This window comes from Rhizobium sp. F40D2, from assembly GCF_051810745.2.
GTDB lineage: Bacteria > Pseudomonadota > Alphaproteobacteria > Rhizobiales > Rhizobiaceae > Rhizobium.
In genome coordinates, this window is record NZ_CM131436.1 from 1,209,715 (window position 1) to 1,227,381 (window position 17,667).

General features: G+C 63.8%; 17 protein-coding genes. 13 read left to right on the forward strand and 4 right to left on the reverse strand.

The features are described from left to right. Positions 1–62 precede the first annotated feature (62 nt). The 10 genes from ubiE to ACS4RS_RS05895 all read left to right on the forward strand — a co-directional run bounded on the left by ubiE (position 63) and on the right by ACS4RS_RS05895 (position 10,960). Positions 63–839: a bifunctional demethylmenaquinone methyltransferase/2-methoxy-6-polyprenyl-1,4-benzoquinol methylase UbiE gene (ubiE, locus tag ACS4RS_RS05850; protein WP_439008338.1), complete on the forward strand. Its 777-nt coding sequence runs from the start codon at positions 63–65 to the stop codon at positions 837–839. 48 nt (positions 840–887) lie between these two features. Then, on the forward strand, positions 888–2,462 hold the full coding sequence (ubiB, locus tag ACS4RS_RS05855; RefSeq protein WP_439008337.1) for a 2-polyprenylphenol 6-hydroxylase: 1,575 nt from the start codon (positions 888–890) through the stop codon (positions 2,460–2,462). 197 nt (positions 2,463–2,659) lie between these two features. Then, positions 2,660–4,246, forward strand: coding sequence for an aromatic amino acid lyase (locus ACS4RS_RS05860; protein WP_439011742.1), 1,587 nt, complete (start codon positions 2,660–2,662; stop codon positions 4,244–4,246). 24 nt (positions 4,247–4,270) lie between these two features. Continuing rightward, entirely contained in the window at positions 4,271–5,650 is a 1,380-nt protein-coding gene (locus tag ACS4RS_RS05865) for an amidohydrolase family protein (RefSeq protein WP_439008336.1), read from the forward strand. Beyond that, positions 5,647–6,927: a Zn-dependent hydrolase gene (locus ACS4RS_RS05870; protein ID WP_449313912.1), complete on the forward strand. Its 1,281-nt coding sequence runs from the start codon at positions 5,647–5,649 to the stop codon at positions 6,925–6,927. The genes ACS4RS_RS05865 and ACS4RS_RS05870 overlap by 4 nt, the downstream gene beginning before the upstream one ends. Next, complete coding sequence (locus ACS4RS_RS05875; protein ID WP_439008334.1) at positions 6,908–8,005, forward strand: DUF917 domain-containing protein; 1,098 nt, start codon at positions 6,908–6,910, stop codon at positions 8,003–8,005. Before ACS4RS_RS05870 ends, ACS4RS_RS05875 begins: the two co-directional genes overlap by 20 nt. Before the next feature lie 3 nt (positions 8,006–8,008). After that, a complete protein-coding gene (locus tag ACS4RS_RS05880) occupies positions 8,009–8,338 on the forward strand; it encodes a TfoX/Sxy family protein (protein WP_439008333.1) in 330 nt (109 codons plus the stop codon). Positions 8,339–8,539: 201 nt separating this feature from the next. After that, positions 8,540–10,201 (forward strand): urocanate hydratase, encoded by a 1,662-nt coding sequence (locus ACS4RS_RS05885; RefSeq protein WP_439008332.1) that lies wholly within the window; start codon positions 8,540–8,542, stop codon positions 10,199–10,201. A 50-nt stretch (positions 10,202–10,251) separates the two neighbouring features. Continuing rightward, positions 10,252–10,494 carry an antitoxin gene (locus tag ACS4RS_RS05890; RefSeq protein ID WP_184694389.1) on the forward strand — a complete coding sequence of 81 codons (243 nt, stop codon included), beginning with the start codon at positions 10,252–10,254 and terminating at the stop codon, positions 10,492–10,494. A 61-nt stretch (positions 10,495–10,555) separates the two neighbouring features. Further along, entirely contained in the window at positions 10,556–10,960 is a 405-nt protein-coding gene (locus ACS4RS_RS05895) for a hypothetical protein (protein WP_439008331.1), read from the forward strand. Positions 10,961–11,086: 126 nt separating this feature from the next. Here ACS4RS_RS05895 and ACS4RS_RS05900 read toward each other — a convergent pair whose 3' ends face one another. From ACS4RS_RS05900 to ACS4RS_RS05910, 3 genes are read right to left on the reverse strand one after another with little or no spacing between them, the layout of a single operon-like run. Next, complete coding sequence (locus ACS4RS_RS05900) at positions 11,087–11,473, reverse strand: VOC family protein (RefSeq protein WP_439008330.1); 387 nt, start codon at positions 11,471–11,473, stop codon at positions 11,087–11,089. Further along, the gene (locus ACS4RS_RS05905; RefSeq protein ID WP_439011740.1) at positions 11,470–12,708 is read right to left on the reverse strand and encodes an MFS transporter; all 1,239 of its coding nucleotides are present in this window, start codon (positions 12,706–12,708) and stop codon (positions 11,470–11,472) included. The genes ACS4RS_RS05900 and ACS4RS_RS05905 overlap by 4 nt, the downstream gene beginning before the upstream one ends. Positions 12,709–12,741: 33 nt before the next feature. Next, on the reverse strand, positions 12,742–13,647 hold the full coding sequence (locus tag ACS4RS_RS05910; protein ID WP_439011739.1) for a LysR substrate-binding domain-containing protein: 906 nt from the start codon (positions 13,645–13,647) through the stop codon (positions 12,742–12,744). Positions 13,648–13,772: 125 nt separating this feature from the next. Here ACS4RS_RS05910 and ACS4RS_RS05915 point away from each other — a divergent pair, with 125 nt between their 5' ends. The 3 genes from ACS4RS_RS05915 to coaBC all read left to right on the forward strand — a co-directional run bounded on the left by ACS4RS_RS05915 (position 13,773) and on the right by coaBC (position 16,727). Further along, the gene (locus tag ACS4RS_RS05915; protein ID WP_439011738.1) at positions 13,773–14,537 is read left to right on the forward strand and encodes an SDR family oxidoreductase; all 765 of its coding nucleotides are present in this window, start codon (positions 13,773–13,775) and stop codon (positions 14,535–14,537) included. Between the two features lie 98 nt (positions 14,538–14,635). Next, positions 14,636–15,385: an SDR family oxidoreductase gene (locus ACS4RS_RS05920; RefSeq protein ID WP_439011737.1), complete on the forward strand. Its 750-nt coding sequence runs from the start codon at positions 14,636–14,638 to the stop codon at positions 15,383–15,385. Between the two features lie 130 nt (positions 15,386–15,515). Further along, complete coding sequence (gene coaBC, locus ACS4RS_RS05925; RefSeq protein WP_439011736.1) at positions 15,516–16,727, forward strand: bifunctional phosphopantothenoylcysteine decarboxylase/phosphopantothenate--cysteine ligase CoaBC; 1,212 nt, start codon at positions 15,516–15,518, stop codon at positions 16,725–16,727. Here the strand turns inward: coaBC and ACS4RS_RS05930 are convergent. After that, positions 16,714–17,526, reverse strand: a complete 813-nt coding sequence (locus tag ACS4RS_RS05930) for a class II glutamine amidotransferase (RefSeq protein WP_439011735.1) — start codon at positions 17,524–17,526, stop codon at positions 16,714–16,716. The two genes, coaBC and ACS4RS_RS05930, sit on opposite strands and share 14 nt — an antisense overlap. Positions 17,527–17,667: the final 141 nt, after the last annotated feature.

Genomic DNA, 17,667 nt, shown 5'->3' on the forward strand with positions numbered 1-17,667 from the left:
ACGTCGCGCGCGGTCTTTCGCTATGGCCTGCGCGGCTGAATATCGAGGAACGGAGCTGTCTGATGCCTGAAAGCCGCACTTCCGCCGATGGCGGCATGGAGACCTCCTACGGCTTCCGCGAGGTGCCGGGCGGCGAGAAGCAGGGCCTGGTCAACCAGGTGTTCCACAAGGTCGCCAAGCGCTACGACATCATGAACGACGTCATGTCGATGGGCATGCACCGCGCCTGGAAGGATGCGATGATTTCGGCGCTGAACCCGCGCAAGGAACCAGGCTACAAGGTACTCGACGTTGCCGGCGGCACCGGCGACATCGCCTTCCGCATCGTCGAGGCCTCGGGCCGGCAGGCGCATGCGACCGTGCTCGACATCAACGGCTCGATGCTCGGCGTCGGCGCCGAGCGGGCGGAAAAGAAGAAGCTTTCCGGCAATCTCACCTTCGTCGAGGCGAATGCCGAGGAACTGCCTTTCGAGGCGGCGAGCTTCGACGCCTATACGATCGCCTTCGGCATCCGCAACGTGCCCCGGATCGATGTCGCACTGGCGGAGGCCTATCGTGTGCTAAAGCGCGGCGGACGGCTGCTGGTCTTGGAATTTTCCGAAGTCGATATGCCGCTGCTCGACAAGATCTATGACGCCTGGTCGTTCAATGCCATTCCGCGGTTCGGCAAGGCGATCACCGGCGATGCCGAACCCTACCAGTATCTGGTGGAATCGATCCGCAAGTTCCCGAACCAGGAGAATTTCGCAGCGATGATCCGCCAGGCCGGCTTTTCCCGCGTCACCTACACCAATTATACCGGCGGCATCGCCGCGCTGCATTCCGGCTGGAAGCTCTGAGGGCATGAGGGAAGAAAATACCAACCTCGGCCGGCGGGGCACCGCGGCATGAGCACTTTCGGGGCCTATTTCCGCCTTTGGCGCGTTGGCTGGGTGCTTGTGCGCGAGGGCGTCGTCTCAGCTCTGCCATCCGAAGGCCTGCCGCCCCCGGTGGCGCTCGCCAAATCCTTCGTCACGATTTTCGAGCGCAGCAAGGCGCGCCATCAGAAGCGCAGCGACCGGTTGGCGCACGCCGTCGAGCGGCTCGGCCCCTCCTATGTAAAGATCGGGCAGTTCCTGGCGACGCGGCCGGATGTCGTCGGCGTCGAATTCGCCAACGACCTGTCGCAGCTGCAGGATCGGATGGCCTTCTTCCCCTCGGCCGCCGCCAAGGCCAATATCGAAGGCTCGCTCGGGCGGCCGATCGGCGAACTCTATGCGAGCTTCGGCGAGCCGATCGCCGCCGCCTCGATCGCCCAGGTGCATCCGGCCGAAGTCGAAACATCAGACGGCCGCAAGAAGGTCGCCGTCAAGATCGTGCGGCCCGGCGTGCGTCAGCGTTTTGCCCATGACATCGAGGCGATGTACCTCGTTGCCCATATGCAGGAGCGTTTCCTGGCCTCCAGCCGGCGGCTGCGGCCGGTCGAGGTGACGAAGACGCTGGAGCAGACGACGAAGGTGGAGATGGATCTTCGCCTGGAGGCGGCCGCCCTCTCCGAAATCGCCGAGAATACCGAAAGGGATCCGGGTTTCCGCGTGCCGAAGGTCGACTGGGAGCGCACCGGGCGTGACGTCATCACCATGGAGTGGATCGACGGCACCCGCATGTCCGACGTCGAGGGGCTGCGGGCGGCCGGCCACGATCTCAACCTTCTCGCCGACACGCTGATCCAGTCCTTCCTGCGCCACACGCTGCGCGACGGCTTCTTCCATGCCGACATGCATCCGGGCAATCTCTTCGTCGATGCGGACGGCATGATCGTCGCGGTCGACATGGGCATTGTCGGGCGGCTCGGCAAAAAGGAACGGCGGTTCCTCGCCGAAATCCTCTATGGCTTCATCACCCGCGACTATATCCGCGTCGCCGAGGTGCATTTCGAGGCGGGCTATGTGCCGGGCCACCACAATGTCGAGAGTTTCGCCCAGGCGATCCGGGCGATCGGCGAGCCGATCCATGGACAGCCGGCCGAGACGATCTCGATGGGCAAGCTTTTGACGCTGCTGTTCGAAGTGACCGAACTCTTCGACATGGCGACACGGCCGGAACTGGTGATGCTGCAAAAGACCATGGTGGTGGTCGAGGGCGTATCGCGCATGCTCAATCCGCGCTTCAACATGTGGAAGGCCTCCGAGCCTGTCGTCGGTGACTGGATCCGCACCAATCTCGGCCCGAAGCGGATCGCCACCGATCTCAAGGACGGGCTGAAGGCGGCGGTGAAACTTGCCGAAGCCGTGCCGGAAATTGCGGCGAAGACCGAAAAATTCCACCACCAGCTTCTGCACATGAGCGAACACGGCTTACGCTTCGACGCGCAGACGGCGGATGCGATCGGCAAGGCCGAGGCGCGGCACAACCGCTCGGCCAGGATCGCCCTTTGGGTCATTGCATTGACGCTTCTCTATATTGCCTGGATGCTGAGCTGACCGCCCGCTAACATGCTGTGTTCGGCATTTAGGATATCCCATGTGACGGAGGGCTCGCTTAATCTCGCGGTTAGAGCATGATGCCGAAGTGTAAGCGGTTTTCGGGCGACATCATGCTCTAGCTCTTTAATTTAGAACAGGATTCAGATTTTCGGCCGGACCGGCCTAAAATCATCCTGTTCTAGGAGATAAGGCACATGCAGCACGAACGCCCTGGCATCGAACTTTCCGGACGGCCGCTCGGTTTTGCCGAGATGGTGGCGATCGGTGCGGGCAAGGCGACGATTTCAGCGTCGGCGACCGGCATGGCCCGCATCGCGATTGCCCGTGAGATTGTCGAGGATGCGATCGCCTCCGGCACGCCCGTCTACGGCTCGACAACAGGCGTCGGCGCCATGAAGGATGTGGAATGGTCGGCCGACGATCTCGACACCTTCAATCTCGGCCTGGTGCGCGCCCATCACTTCGGCACCGGCACGCCGTTTTCCTGCAATGTCGTGCGCAACGCCATGGCGATCCGCGTCAATACGGCTCTGACCGGCCAGGTCGGCTGCACGCCGGAGCTGATTGAGGCCTATATCACCATGCTGAAAGCCGACCTCATCCCGGTCGTGCGCCGCACCGGCTCGATCGGCTGCGCCGACATCGGCCTGATGGGGCAGATCGGCGCTGTGCTGACCGGGGTCGGCGAAGCGATCTATCGCGGCAACCGCATGCAGGCGGCGGAAGCCTTCCGGGCGGCCGGGCTGGAGCCGGTGCGGATGGCGCCGCGAGACAGCCTTGCCTCACTCAGCATCAATGCGGTGAGCTTTGCCGCGGCGGCGGAGACGACGCGCAATGCGGCGGCCTCGATTCGCATCCTGCTGGCGACGGCGATGATGGCGGCCGGCGCACTCGGCGCATCGCGTGATCCCTGGAAGGCAGTCCGCCATGTCGGCACGGCGCGTGAGGCGCTGATCGGTGCTTGGCTCTGCAATGCCTCCGACGACTGGAACTGGCCTGTGGCAACGCATGTGCAGGATCCGCTCAGCCTGCGCATGATCGCCCAGGTGTTCGGCGCGGTCATCGAAAACCTGCTGTCGACGGGCCATAAAATCCTTGCCGCCACCGGGCGCTCGGACGACAATCCCGTCGTGGTCGAAGGCCGGGTGATGATCTCGGGCGGATCGCTTCCGCTCGACGTGACGATCCTGCTCGAATCGGCAGCACTCTGCATGGCGCATGCGGCGCGCAATGCCTTCAACCGCTGCGTCATTCTCGGCAACGGCCAGCGGCGCGACCTGCCGGTCAACCTGGTGCCGCCAGGGCGGATCGCCACCGGATTCGGGCCGATCATCAAGCTTGCCGGTGAGATTTTTTCGCGCGTGCTGTCGATGTCCAATCCCGTTTCAGCGCAGTCGCTGGTGGTGGCGGCCGGCCTGGAGGACGAGGCGGCCTTCCTGCCGCTGGTCATCGAGCGCTTCGAGCGGCAGATGCAGGCGTTGAAGCGCCTGGCGGCGCTGGAGGCCCTGCTCTCCGCCCAGGCGATCGACATCCTCGGCGATGAACCCAAGGGCGTCGCCGCCATGCTCTACGAGGTCGTGCGCAAACATGCGGATTTCTATATCGTGGACAGGCCGCTTTCGGCTGAGGTGGAGGCAATCGAGGAGGAGCTCGGCTCGGACGACTTCCTGTCGAGACTGACCGCACAGGTTCCGATCGCCTCCTTCGACGATTTCTTTGCGCTCGGATCACTGGAGCATATCGAGGAGCGGCTGACCCGCCACGAGGCGCAGGCCATCTGAACTCGGCATTTTGGAGGAGGCGATATGGACTTCGATCTCGTTCTGCAGGGCACGGTGGTGCTGCCGGACCGCATTGTCGAAGCGGGTTATGTTGCCGTGCGAGACGGCAGGATCGCCGAGGTCGGTCTCGGCGTGCCGCCTGCGGCGCGGGAACGCCACCTGCTCGGCAAAGCACTGATCCTGCCCGGCGCGATCGACGCGCAGGTGCATTCGCTCTCGCAGAAGGACCAGGAGGATTTCATCTGGTCGACGCGGTCGGCAGCGGCCGGCGGCGTGACGACAATTGTCGACATGCCTTATGACGAGGGCGATCTCGTCTGCTCGGCGGCGGCGGTCAAACGCAAGATCGACCATGCCGGCCAGCAGACACGCATCGACTTCGCGCTTTACGGCACCGTCAACCCGGAAGAAGGCCCGGCGCGGATCGGCGAGATGGTCGAGGCGGGCGTTGCGGCGTTCAAGTTCTCGACCTTCGGCACCGACCCCAAGCGTTTTCCACGCATTCCGCCGGCCCTGCTCGACGCCTGTTTTGCGGCGATCGCGCCGACCGGGCTGACGGCAGGCGTGCACAATGAGGATGACGAGGCGGTGCGCAGCTATATGGCGCAGGTGAAAGCAAGCGGCATCACCGACTGGCGGGCGCACGGCCTGTCACGGCCGCCGATTACCGAACTGCTGGCGATGCACACGATTTTCGAGACGGGTGCCGTGACCCACTGCCCCTCGCATGTGGTGCACTGCTCGCTCGGGCGCGGCTATGACATCGCACGCGCCTATCGCCGCGACGGCTTTGCAGCGACGGTCGAATGCTGCATCCACTACCTGACGCTCGACGAAGAGAACGACGTCAAGCGCCTCGGCGGCAAGGCGAAGATCAATCCGCCGCTGCGGCCGCGCGCCGAGGTGGAGACCCTCTGGCGGAAGGTGGCGGAGGGCGATGTCTGGCTGGTCTCGACCGATCATGTCAGCTGGTCGGAGAACCGCAAGACCAATCCCGACATGCTCGCCAACGCCTCAGGTGTTCCCGGCCTCGAGGTGATGGTGCCGCTGTTCGTCAAAGGCGCTCTCGAGCGTGGTATTCCGCTGACATGGGCGGCCAGGCTGATGGCGGAAAATCCTGCCAGGCATTTCCGGCTCGACCATATCAAGGGGGCGCTGACGCCTGGCAAAGATGCCGATATCACCGTGCTCGAACCGACGGACAGCGTCTATGACGCGTCGGTAAGCGGCAACAATGTCGTCGGCTGGAGCCCTTATAACGGTATTCGCCTGCCCTGGACCGTTTCCGCCACCTATCTCAGGGGCGAGAAGATCGCCGAAGGCGGCAAGGTGCTGGCCGAACCCGGCAGTGGACGGTTCGTGCGGCCGTTGCCGCGCCAGGTCATTGCGGGAGCTCCTGCATGAGCCGCAATCTGCCCGTCAATGCCGGCCGGATCGCCGGGGATATCGAGGCGCTGGCCGCCATCACCGAGCCGGGGCACCCCTGGACGCGACGGGCCTTCTCGCCGCTCTTTCTCGAAGGCCGGGCCTATATCGAAGCGCGGATGAAGGCGGCGGGACTGGAAACGCGGATCGATGCCGCCGGCAATCTGATCGGCCGGCGCACGGGCCGCAAACCCTGGCTCGGCACCATCATGGTCGGTTCGCATTCCGACACGGTGCCGGACGGCGGCCGTTTCGACGGCATTGCCGGGGTGATCTCCGCCCTGGAGGTGGCGCGTGCACTGAGCGACCAGGCGATCGAACTCGACCACGATCTCGAAATCGTCGACTTCCTTGCCGAGGAGGTAAGCATCTTCGGCGTCTCCTGCATCGGCAGCCGTGGGATGACCGGGCAATTGCCGGAAGCCTGGCTTTCCCGGGTCAGCGGCGGTCTCGACCTTGCCGCGGGCATCGCTGAGGTGGGCGGCGAGCCCGGCGTGCTGGCGCAGCAGAAGCGGCCGGATCTTGCCGGATTTCTCGAGCTTCATATCGAGCAGGGACCGGTGCTCGAAGCCGAAAAGGAGGATATCGGCATCGTCACCGCGATTGCAGGCATTACCCGCATCGAGATCACCGTCGAGGGGCGGGCCGATCATGCCGGCACGACGCCGATGGACCGGCGGGCGGATGCGCTGGTGGCGGCCTCGCAGTTGGTGCTCGACATCCGCAACGCCGCCGCTGAGCTTGCCAAAACGCCGGGCCACTTTGCGGCGACGGTCGGCGAATTCAGGATCGAGCCGAACGCGGCCAATGTCGTGCCGTCGAAAGTGGTGCTGCTGATCGATGGCCGCGCCGAGATTCGTGCCGACATGGAGGCCTTCTGCCGCTGGCTCGACGGCCATGTCGAAAAGCTGGCCACCGCCTATGGCGTCACGATCGAGACGCCGAACCGAGTGTCCGACAATATGCCGACACCGGGCGATGCCGGCCTGCTATCGACCTTGGAGGCTGCCTGCGAACGCGTCGGCGCCAAATATCGGCGCATGGCTTCCGGCGCGGGACACGATACCGCCTGGATCGCCAAGGTGGCGCCGGCGGCGATGATCTTCGTGCCCTGCCGGGAAGGCCGCAGCCATTCCGCCGACGAATGGGCAGAGAATGACGATATCGCGCTCGGCGCCGCCGTGCTGTTCGAGGCGGTGCGCGAGATGGACAAGGATTTGACGCGGGAGAAGGCCGATGGGACGCATACTGGTTGAGAAGGACGTGGAAGCCGCGGTCAAGGGCGGTTCCGTCTATGCCGCCGGCGGCGGCGGCTGGGCCGATCACGGACGGATGCTTGGGTTTGCCGCCGTCAATGTCGGCAAGCCGGAGCTGGTCTCGATCGAGGAGCTCAGCGACGACGACTGGATCGCGACGGCGGCGGCGATCGGCGCGCCGGCTTCCACCACGCCCTGGGAAATGCAGGGCATCGATTATGTCAAAGCGGTACAACTCCTACAGGAGGCGCTCGGCGAAAAGCTCTCGGGCCTGATCATCGGCCAGAACGGCAAATCCTCGACGCTGAACGGCTGGTTGCCATCGGCGATCCTCGGCACCAAGGTGGTTGACGCGGTCGGCGATATCCGCGCCCATCCAACCGGCGACATGGGCTCGATCGGCATGGCCGGCTCGCCGGAGCAGACGATCCAGACCGCGGTCGGCGGCAACAGGGCCGAGAACCGGTATATCGAGCTGGTGGTGAAGGGCGCGACGGCGAAGATCTCGCCGGTGCTGCGCGCCGCCGCCGATCAATCCGGCGGCTTCATCGCCAGCTGCCGCAATCCGCTCAGGGCCTCCTATGTCCGCAGCCATGCCGCACTCGGCGGCATCTCGATGGCGCTTGCACTCGGAGAGGCGATCATCGCGGCGGAAAAGCGTGGCGGATCTGCTGTCATCGATGCGATCTGCAAGACGACGTGCGGACATATCCTCGCCGAAGGCATCATCTCTCGAAAAGACGTCGTCTACACCAAGGAGGCCTTCGACATCGGCACGGTCATTGTCGGTTCGGGCGCAACATCGGTAACGCTGCATGTGATGAACGAATATATGGCGGTGGACGATGCCGATGGCACCCGGCTTGCAACCTTCCCTGCGGTGATTACCACGCTGTCGCCGGAGGGTGAGCCGCTCAGCGTCGGCCAGCTCAGGGAAGGCATGCCCGTCTTCATCCTGCATGTGCCGAAGGATATCATTCCGCTGTCGGCAAGCGTGCTCGATCCCACCGTCTATCCCGTCGTCGAAAAGGCGATGGGGATCGAGATCGCCCGCTACGCCCTGGAAACGAAAGCCTGAGCCATGACGCGCGATCCTGGTCTCGAAGAACTGCTGCGCGAGGAACTCGGCGATCGGCCGGGGGTGACCGAAAAATCCATGTTCGGCGGCCGGGCCTTCCTGCTGAACGGCAATCTTCTCTGCGGCGCGCGCAGCGACGGCATGCTGGTGCGTCTCGGCAAAGGCAATGACGGCTGGGCGCTGGAGCTGCCGGGCGTGATCCAGATGTCGATGGGTGAGCGGGTCATGCATGGCTGGGTGCGCGCCAATGCCGAGGCCTACGGCGACGATGCGCTGAGACGGCGCCTGCTCGATGCTGCGCTCGCCTATGTGGAATCGCTGCCGGGGAAGTAACGACTGCGCTTTCCCCCTTCTCCAGCGGGGAGAAGATGTCCGAAGGACAGATGAGGGGGCGAGCGGCAAGGCCGCGAGTGCCACTGAGCGCAAGCGAAGGGTAATATGGGTCCTGCCCTGCAGCCCCCTCATCCGACCCCTTCGGGGCCACCTTCTCCCAAGGGGAGAAGGGAAAGCAGAGAATGAAGCGAGGAAACCACCATGCCGAAGGCCAATCCACGCCATCCGAAATTTCCGATTCCCGGCGGGCCGGAGTTGCGCGCCAAGGGCTGGCGGCAGGAGGCGCTGCTGCGCCTGCTCGAAAACGTGCTGTCCGTCGGCGAGGATCCCGACAACCTGATCGTCTATGCCGCGCTCGGTAAGGCGGCGCGCAACTGGGCGGCGCACAAGGGCATCGTCAAGGCGCTGACCGAGATGGACGAGGACCAGACCCTGCTCATCCAGTCCGGCAAGCCGATCGGGCTGGTGCGGACCCACGCCAAAGCGCCGCTTGTCATCATGGCCAACTGCAATATCGTCGGGCAATGGGCAAAAGCCGAAGTGTTCTACGAGCTGCAGCGCAAAGGACTGATCTGCTGGGGCGGACTGACGGCCGGCGCCTGGCAATATATCGGCAGCCAGGGCGTCATCCAGGGCACTTACGAAATCTTCATGCGCATTGCCGAGCGGCGCTTCGGCGGCGATCTCGCCGGCCGCTTCGTGCTGACGGCCGGGCTTGGCGGCATGGGCGGGGCGCAGCCGCTCGCCGGCCGCATGGCGGGTGCTGCCATCCTCTGCGTCGACATCGATCCGGAACGTGCCCGCAAGCGCCAGCAGATCGGTTATCTCCAGGAAATCGCACCCGATCTCGATACCGCCCTTGAGATTATCGACGCGGCAGTGAAAGAGAAGCGGGCGCTGTCCGTCGGCCTCGTCGGCAATGCGGCCGAGGTCTATCCCCAGATTGCCCGGCGCGGCATCGTGCCCGATATCGTCACCGACCAGACCTCGGCCCACGACCTCGTTTACGGCTATGTGCCGAAAGGCATGGACCTCGATCAGGTCAGAGGATTGCGCGACGACGGCCAGGGGCAATTGATGGCGGCAAGCCGCGCCTCGATCGTCGAGCATGTGACCGCGATGCTGGAGTTCCAGAGACGCGGCTCGGAGGTTTTCGACAACGGCAATCTCATCCGCACGCAGGCGAAAGAGGGTGGCGTCACCAATGCCTTCGACATTCCGATCTTCACCGAAGCCTATCTGAGACCGCTGTTTGCCCGGGCGATCGGACCGTTCCGCTGGATGGCGCTCTCGGGCGAAGAAAGCGATATCGCCCGCATCGACGACCTGCTGCTCGAGCTGTTTCCCGACAACAAGATCATCACCAACTGGATCCGGCTGGCGCGCGAGCACGTCCCCTTCGAAGGGCTGCCGGCCCGCATCGCCTGGCTCGGCCACGGCGAACGCACCATGCTGGCGCGGCGCGTCAACGCGCTGGTCGCGAGCGGCGAGCTGAAAGGCCCGGTCGCCTTCTCCCGCGACCATCTCGATGCCGGCGCCATGGCGCATCCGAATATCATGACCGAGCGGATGAAGGACGGTTCCGACGCGATCGCCGACTGGCCGCTGATCGATGCGATGATGCTCTGCTCGTCGATGGCCGACCTCGTCGTCGTCCATTCCGGCGGCGGCGGCTATGCCGGCTACATGACGAGCTGCGGCGTCACCGTCGTCGCCGACGGCACCGATGCCGCCGACGAACGGCTCGACCACGCGCTGACCAACGACACCGCCCTCGGCGTCATGCGGTATGCCGATGCGGGTTATGAGGAGGCACTGGACGAAGTGGCGAAGAAGGAGGTGCCCTATATCCGGCTTGGTTGAACAGTCCTGACCTTGCTATAGATTGTCGTCATCTCATCAGGAGCCATGACTTGGAAACAGCCAAGATCTTCTGGTCAGGAGGTTCACAGGCCGTCCGGCTGCCCAAGGACTTCCGTTTTGATGGCGATGCCGTCACCATCAGGCGCCAGGGGCGCGCGATCATTCTCGAACCCATTTCCGCAGATTGGGAATGGCTTGCCGATGTGACCGGTCCTGTTGATCCCGCCTTCATGGCAGCGGCCGAAGAACAGCCCGCGATACAGGCGCGGCCTGAACTCGATTTCTTCAAATGAGATACCTGCGCAGAAGGCCGGAGATGTCTTTGTAGAGGGATAGCCAACGGAGAGTTTCATTGTGGGTGAAGAAGTTTCAGATCGAGTCATCGAACAGCGTTGGCGAAATCGGATCATCGAAGCCGTCGAAGTTCTTGCTCGCGGCGATCAAGGGCTCATTGAAGTAAACTACAATGAGTTCTTCGAAGGGTTCTACAATTGCTGGCATGACGGGCACTTGGCGGTGAAGCCGAATAGCGCGATCACGGAAGAGGAGGAGCGAACTATCGATGCGCTTGGGCGGATGTTGGAAGGCATCACTAACGAAACGCGTCACTTCCGAAGTGAGGCAGAATATATTCAGTCAGGATGCGCCGAGCGGATCAAGCCGGTGGCGCAGAATGCGCTAAAGCTCTTCCTTTCGCGCGGCCGGTTTCACGAAGATTGCGAAGAACTGTCTCCGACGATCGGCAAATTCAAGTCTTAGACCTTGATGGCCGGTTTCGACCGTGCGCGTCCTTGGTGCCACTTGCCTCACAATGTCGAATACTTCCACGGTAAGAGTTCATGATCCGGCTCTGCTTGTGGCAGTTGACGATGGGCGTTGATCCCCTCAACCGATCAGATTCGAAACTTTGATGAGATTGCCGTCTGGGTCTCTGAAATAGACCGAGCGCAGGCGCCCGGTCGCGCCGGTGCGGTCGACCGGACCCTCCTCGACTAGAATGCCTGACGCCTGCAGATGGGCGATAACGTCGGCAAGTGGTGTCTCGGCGATGAAGCAGAGGTCGCCGGAGCCGGGTGTGGTATGTCTCGCCTTGGGTTCGAATTCGTGCCCGGCCTGATGCAGGTTGATCTTCTGCCTGCCGAATTTCAGCGCCATCCGACCTTCCGCAAAGGTTTCGGCCAACATGCCAAGGACGCGGGAATAGAAATCACAGGTGGCTGCGATATCGGCGACGGTTAGCACGAGATGATCGAGACGGTCTATGCGGATCATGCTTTTCTCCTCGCGAGATGCTGGGCCACACAGGCTGAGATGAAGGCCACTGCCAGCATGGCCAGCGTGAAAAGGACGACGGCGGTCCAGCCTTCCATCGCGAAGAACCAGCCGCCGGCCGAGCCCATGAGGCTGGAGCCGACGTAATAGGCGAGCATATAAAGCGACGAGGCATGGCCCTTGGTGCCCCGCGCCAGTTTGCCGACGAGGCCGCTGGCGATGGAATGGCTCATGAAGAAGCCGGTCGTCAGCACGACGATGCCGAGAATGATGGATGGCAGCGCGGCGAAGAGCGTCAGCGCGCTGCCGGCGGCGGTCAGCGCCAGACCGAAGAGCAGCACGCGAAAATGCCCGATCCGGTCTCCGATGAGGCCGCCGATCGAGGAGGCGCCGATGCCGAAGAGATAAACGGTGAAGATCAGGCCGAGTTCGGTCTGGTTGAGGCCATAGGGCGGCGCCACCAGACGGAAACCGGCATAATTGTAGATCGTCACGAAGGAGCCCATCGCCAGGAAGGCGATGGCGAAGATGAAGGGCAGCGCCGGATTTTTGAGATGGCTGAGCCAGGCCTTTGCGTGAAAGCGCGGGTCGAAGCCCGGCCGGCGGACGAAATTCTTCGACGGCGGCAGCAGGGCGATGAAACCGATTGCGGCGGCAAGGCCGATGGCGCCGATGAGGAAGAGCGCCGGGCGCCATGTGAGATATTCGGCAAAGATGCCCGTCAGCACGCGGCCGGACATGCCGCCAAAGGCCGTGCCGCCGACATAAAGACCCATGGTGGCGCCGAGGCCGCGCGGATCGATTTCCTCGGCGAGATAGGCCATGGCGACGGCGGGCACGCCGCCGAGAACGAGGCCCTGCAAGGCGCGGATGATCAGGAGCAGATGCCAGTTCGGGGCAAAGGCGGTGGCGATCGTCAGCATGGCCGCGCCTACGAGCGACAGCGCCATCAGGCTGCGGCGGCCGAGACCTTCCGAAACGGCGGCGGCACAGACAATGGCGACTGCAAGAAAACCGGTGGAAAGCGAGAGGGACAACGAGCTTTCGGCCGGGCTGACGGAGAATTCCTGCGCGAAGATCGGCAGCAGCGGCTGCACGCAATAGAGCAGCGAGAAGGTGGAAAAGCCGGAGAGGAAAAGCGCCAGGCTGGCGCGGCGATAGGCGCCGGTGCCACGCGTCAGGTAGTGCTTTTCTTCTGCGATCACGCTCTTTGCGGCATGCGCTGACGGCAACATATCTTCATCCTGAGAAGCCTTGGAATTCATGCGTTAATCCGCAATATCCCAATAGGGCGGGTCGCCGAAGCTCTTCTTCAAATGATCGGCGATGGCGCGCAGCTTGGCCGAGGGGTTTCGGCCGGCGGGATGGGCCATATAGATGAATTCGGCCTCCGGCTGGTGGCCGACATCGATTTCGGCAAGCCGGCCCTCGCGGATGGCCGGGCCGGCGATGAAGGCGGGCAGCAGCGCGATGCCGAGGCCGGCGATCGCGGCGTCGCGCAGCATGTCGCCATTGTTGATGCCGAGCGCCAGTTGCGCCCGGACGACGACCGCACCCTCCGGCGTCTGGAAGCGCCAGTCGGCGACGCCGCGATTGGTGTAGAAGATGCCGCGATGGCTATTGAGGTCGATGAGCGACGACGGCATTCCCTGTCGCGCGAGATAATCCGGAGACGCGCAGAGCAGGCGGCGGCTTGGCGCAAGCTTCCAGGCGACCAGCCGGCTATCGGCGATTGGGCCGTTGCGGATAACGGCATCGTAGCCGTCCGAGGACGCATCGACGCGCCGGTCGTCTATATCAAGCGTCAGTTCGATATCGGGATGGACGGCAAGGAAGGGATAGAGCGCCGGGCCGAGATGCATGCGGCCGAAAGTGACCGGCGCGGCGATGCGGATCGGCCCGGACAGGGTCCCGCGCCGCTCGGCCATATCGGCGGCGGCCTCTTCAATCTCCCGCACGATGCGTCCGGCCCGCTCCAGGAAGACTGCACCGTCTTCCGTCAAAGTCAGCTTGCGGGTCGTTCGGTGCAGCAGGACGCCGCCCAGCGATTTCTCCAATTCCGCCAGCCTTTCGCTGACGACGGATTTGGAGAGCCTCAGCCGCCGGGCCGCCTCGCTGACCGAGCCTGCCTCCACCACCGCGACGAAAGCCGCAATGCCTTCGATCCTGATCATCGTTCGGTCTTTCCGAATTCGAATTCCCCGATCTGGAGACTAATCCGAACGAAAGGAAAATGCCATCTTCCATTCACGGAAGAGACGGCAGGGGCCGCCTCGCTGCCCACACAGGAGATCGAACGATGAACCGTTTGAATAACAAGGTCGCAATCGTCACCGGCGCAAGCTCCGGCATCGGCCGCGTCACGGCAAAACTTTTTGCCGCCGAAGGCGCCAAAGTCGTCGTCGGCGCCCGTCGCGAGCGCGAACTCGACAGCCTCGTCGCGGAGATCAAGGCAGGGGGTGGCGACGCCATCGCCGTTGCCGGCGATGTTCGATCGGAAGACTATCACAAGGCGCTGGTCGCGGACGCTGTGAACCATTTCGGCAAGCTCGACATTGCCTTCAACAATGCCGGCACACTCGGCGAAGCCGGCCCGAGCACCGAGGTTTCGGAGGCAGGCTTCAGCGATGCGCTGGCGATCAATCTGACCGCCTCCTTCCTCGCCGCCAAACACCAGATCAGCGAAATGGTCAAGAACGGCGGCGGATCGGTGATCTTCACCTCGACCTTCGTCGGCTACAGCTTCGCCTTTCCCGGCGTCGCCGCCTATGCAGCCAGCAAATCCGGCCTGATCGGCCTGACCCAGGCGCTCGCGGCCGAATACGGACAACAGGGCGTGCGCGTCAATGCCATCCTGCCGGGAGCCGTCGATACCGACATGTATCGGGAGATGAACGACACATCCGACAAGCAGACCTTCATCACCAATCTGCATGCGCTGAAGCGCGTCGCAGCGCCTGAGGAACTGGCCCGCTCGGTTCTCTACCTCGCCTCCGACGATGCGAGTTTCGTCACCGGCACTGCCTCGCTGGTCGATGGCGGCGCATCGATCACCCGCACCTGACGCCAGTTGGCTGGATGATCGCGTGCGTTCTCCGGCGCATCCTCCCATTGACCAATAATGGGCTGCGGCCCCAGTATCCGATTAAAAGGAACGTCATCATGTCACGACTGCAGAACAAGACAGCCCTCATCACCGGCGGTACCAGCGGCATCGGCATCGAAACCGCCCGCCAATTCATCGCCGAAGGCGCCCGTGTCGTCGTTACCGGCAGCAGCGCCGCAAGTGTCGAAGCCGCCCGTAGCGAACTCGGCGACAAGGCGATCGTCATCCAGGCCGATGCCGGCAATGCGGCCGGCCAGAGGGCTGTCGCCGATACGGTGAAAGAGGCTTTCGGCACGCTCGACATCCTCTTCGTCAATGCCGGTGTCGCCGAATTCGGACCGCTGGAACAGTGGAGCGAAGCCGCCTTCGACAAGTCGGTGGCGATCAATGTCAAGGGACCGTTTTTCCTGATCCAGTCGCTGCTGCCGATTTTTTCGAGCCAGGCCGCAATCGTGCTCAATACCTCGATCAACGCCCATATCGGCATGCCGAACTCCAGCGTCTATTCACTGACGAAGGGTGCATTGCTGACGCTTGCCAAGACTCTGTCGGGCGAACTCATCGGTCGGGGCATCCGCGTCAACGCCGTCAGCCCGGGCCCGATCGCCACGCCGCTCTACAGCAAGCTTGGAGCCTCGGAAGCCCAAGCGAAGGCGATGGCTGCTGAGATCCAGTCCCAGATCCCCGTCGGCCGCTTCGGGAACCCCAGCGAGGTCGCAAAGACGATCGTCTTTCTCGCTTCCGACGAGGCCGCCTATATCGTCGGCAGCGAACTCATCATCGACGGCGGGATGAGCAACCTCTGAGCCCACGAGAATGACGGCTGACGTCGTGAATGGGGCGGCACCGGCCGAGTGCGGCGATGTGTGCCGTCCCGCGATTGCATGTTCTCCACCAAAGGCTTAGGGTCAGAAAAAAGGCGACGGGTAGAAAGCCATGGCTCTCAGCGGCAAACGCATCCTCCTCATCATCTCCGGCGGCATCGCGGCCTATAAGAGCCTGGATCTGATCCGCCGGCTGCGCGAGCGCGGCGCCAGCGTGCGCCCGGTGATGACCAAAGGCGCCCAGGAATTCGTCACGCCGCTGGCCGTCGGCGCGCTTGCGGCGGACCATGTTTTCCTCGATCTGTTTTCGCGTCAGGACGAACAGGATGTCGGCCATATCAGGCTGGCGCGCGACTGCGACCTCGTGCTCATTGCCCCGGCCACCGCCGACCTGCTGGCGAAGATGGCAAACGGGCTTGCCGACGATCTCGCCTCGACCGTGCTTTTGGCAACGGAGAGACCGGTGCTGGTCGCACCGGCGATGAACCCTCGCATGTGGGCGCATCCGGCGACGCGGCGCAATGCGGCGCTGCTCAGAGCAGACGGCGTCCGCTTCGTCGGGCCGATGGCCGGCGAGATGGCCGAAAGCCGCGAGGCCGGGCTCGGCCGGATGGCGGAGCCGCTGGAGATCGTTGCGGCCGCCGAGACCATGCTCGACGACGGGGAAAAGCCGCTGAAGGGACGCAAGGCGATCGTCACGTCAGGCCCGACGCATGAGCCGATCGATCCGGTGCGCTACATCGCCAACCGCTCTTCCGGCCGGCAGGGGCATGCGATCGCCGCCGCCCTTGCCAAACTTGGAGCCGAAGTGACGCTGGTCTCGGGGCCGGTGACGATCGCCGACCCTGTCGGCGTCAACACCGTGCATGTCGAACGGGCGGAGGAAATGCGTGATGCCGTGCTTGCGGCGCTGCCGGCCGACATCGCCGTCATGGTCGCGGCGGTGGCGGACTGGCGGGTGGCCTCGGCCGCCGACCAGAAGCTGAAGAAACATCCGGGCGAATCCATTCCGACGCTGGCGCTGACCGAGAATCCGGACATCCTCAAGACCGTCGGCCATCATACGATGCGGCCGAAGCTGGTGATCGGCTTTGCCGCCGAGACGCAGGACGTGGAAAGCAATGCGAAGGCGAAACTCGAGCGGAAGGGCGCCGACCTGATCGTCGCCAATGACGTCTCGCCCGCCACCGGCATCATGGGCGGCAGCCGCAACAGCGTCAAACTCATTCGCCGCGACGGCGTCGAGCAATGGCCCGACCTGGCGAAGGAAGAGGTTGCCGAAAGGCTGGCGGCGCTGATCGCCGCGCGCTTTATGCAGGAATAGCCACCCGCTGCGGCTTGGCGGCGCCGCGCTTCTCCGGCCGAAAATCGACGACCTCGACGCCATCCTTGCCGACGGTGACGGCGCTGCCATCGGGAATCTCCGCCCAGGCATCGACATCGTCGTTCAACGGCTCCGAGACCAGGCAATAGCCGGCGCTGGCAGGTGAGGCGTAGAGCGTCGGCGCCTTGCGATCCGTGGCATAGCGGATCGCGTAAAGCGTCTTGCCATCGGAGAAGGCGGCGGTAAAGCGCAGCAGGATCGTGCCGAGGACGCTTTCGGCCAAATCCTCGACAAACCCGACCATATGGGCCATCGCGGCGATCGGCGCCTCGCGCAGGCCGAATTGCAGTGCCAGCAGGAACATCAGCTCGGAATCGGTCGTGCCGGCTCGGGCGTTGAACAACGCGTCGTCGAGCATCGCCTCCATCGGCCGGCGCAGGCGCTCGAAACCGGAGATCTGGCCGTTGTGCATGAAGGACCAGGTGTCATGCGTGAACGGGTGGCAATTATCGCGGCGCGTGCCGCCGCCGGTGGCGGCGCGGACATGGGCGAGAAAGAGCGGCGAGCGGATCTGCCGCGCCAGGCTCTTCAGATTGCAATCCGACCAGGCCGGCAGGATATCGCGGTAGCGGCCGGGCTCGGGCCGGTCGCCATACCAGGCGATGCCGAAGCCGTCGCCATTGGTCGCCGTCTTGGCGCGGGTGGCGCAATGGGACTGCTCGATCAGCGAATGGGCGGGCGAGGATACCAGCTCCTCGAGGTAAAGAGGGTCTCCGCGATAGGCTGCCCAGCGACACATGGCTTTCTTGCTCCGGAACCCGCCGCCGCATCGGCGGGCATGCTGAAATTGTCTGATGTCGCGGCTAATAACAGCTTAACGCGCCGCCGGTTTGCAAGCGCAAGATGACGGTTTAGTGGCGCCTCAGATGTTCAAATTCGG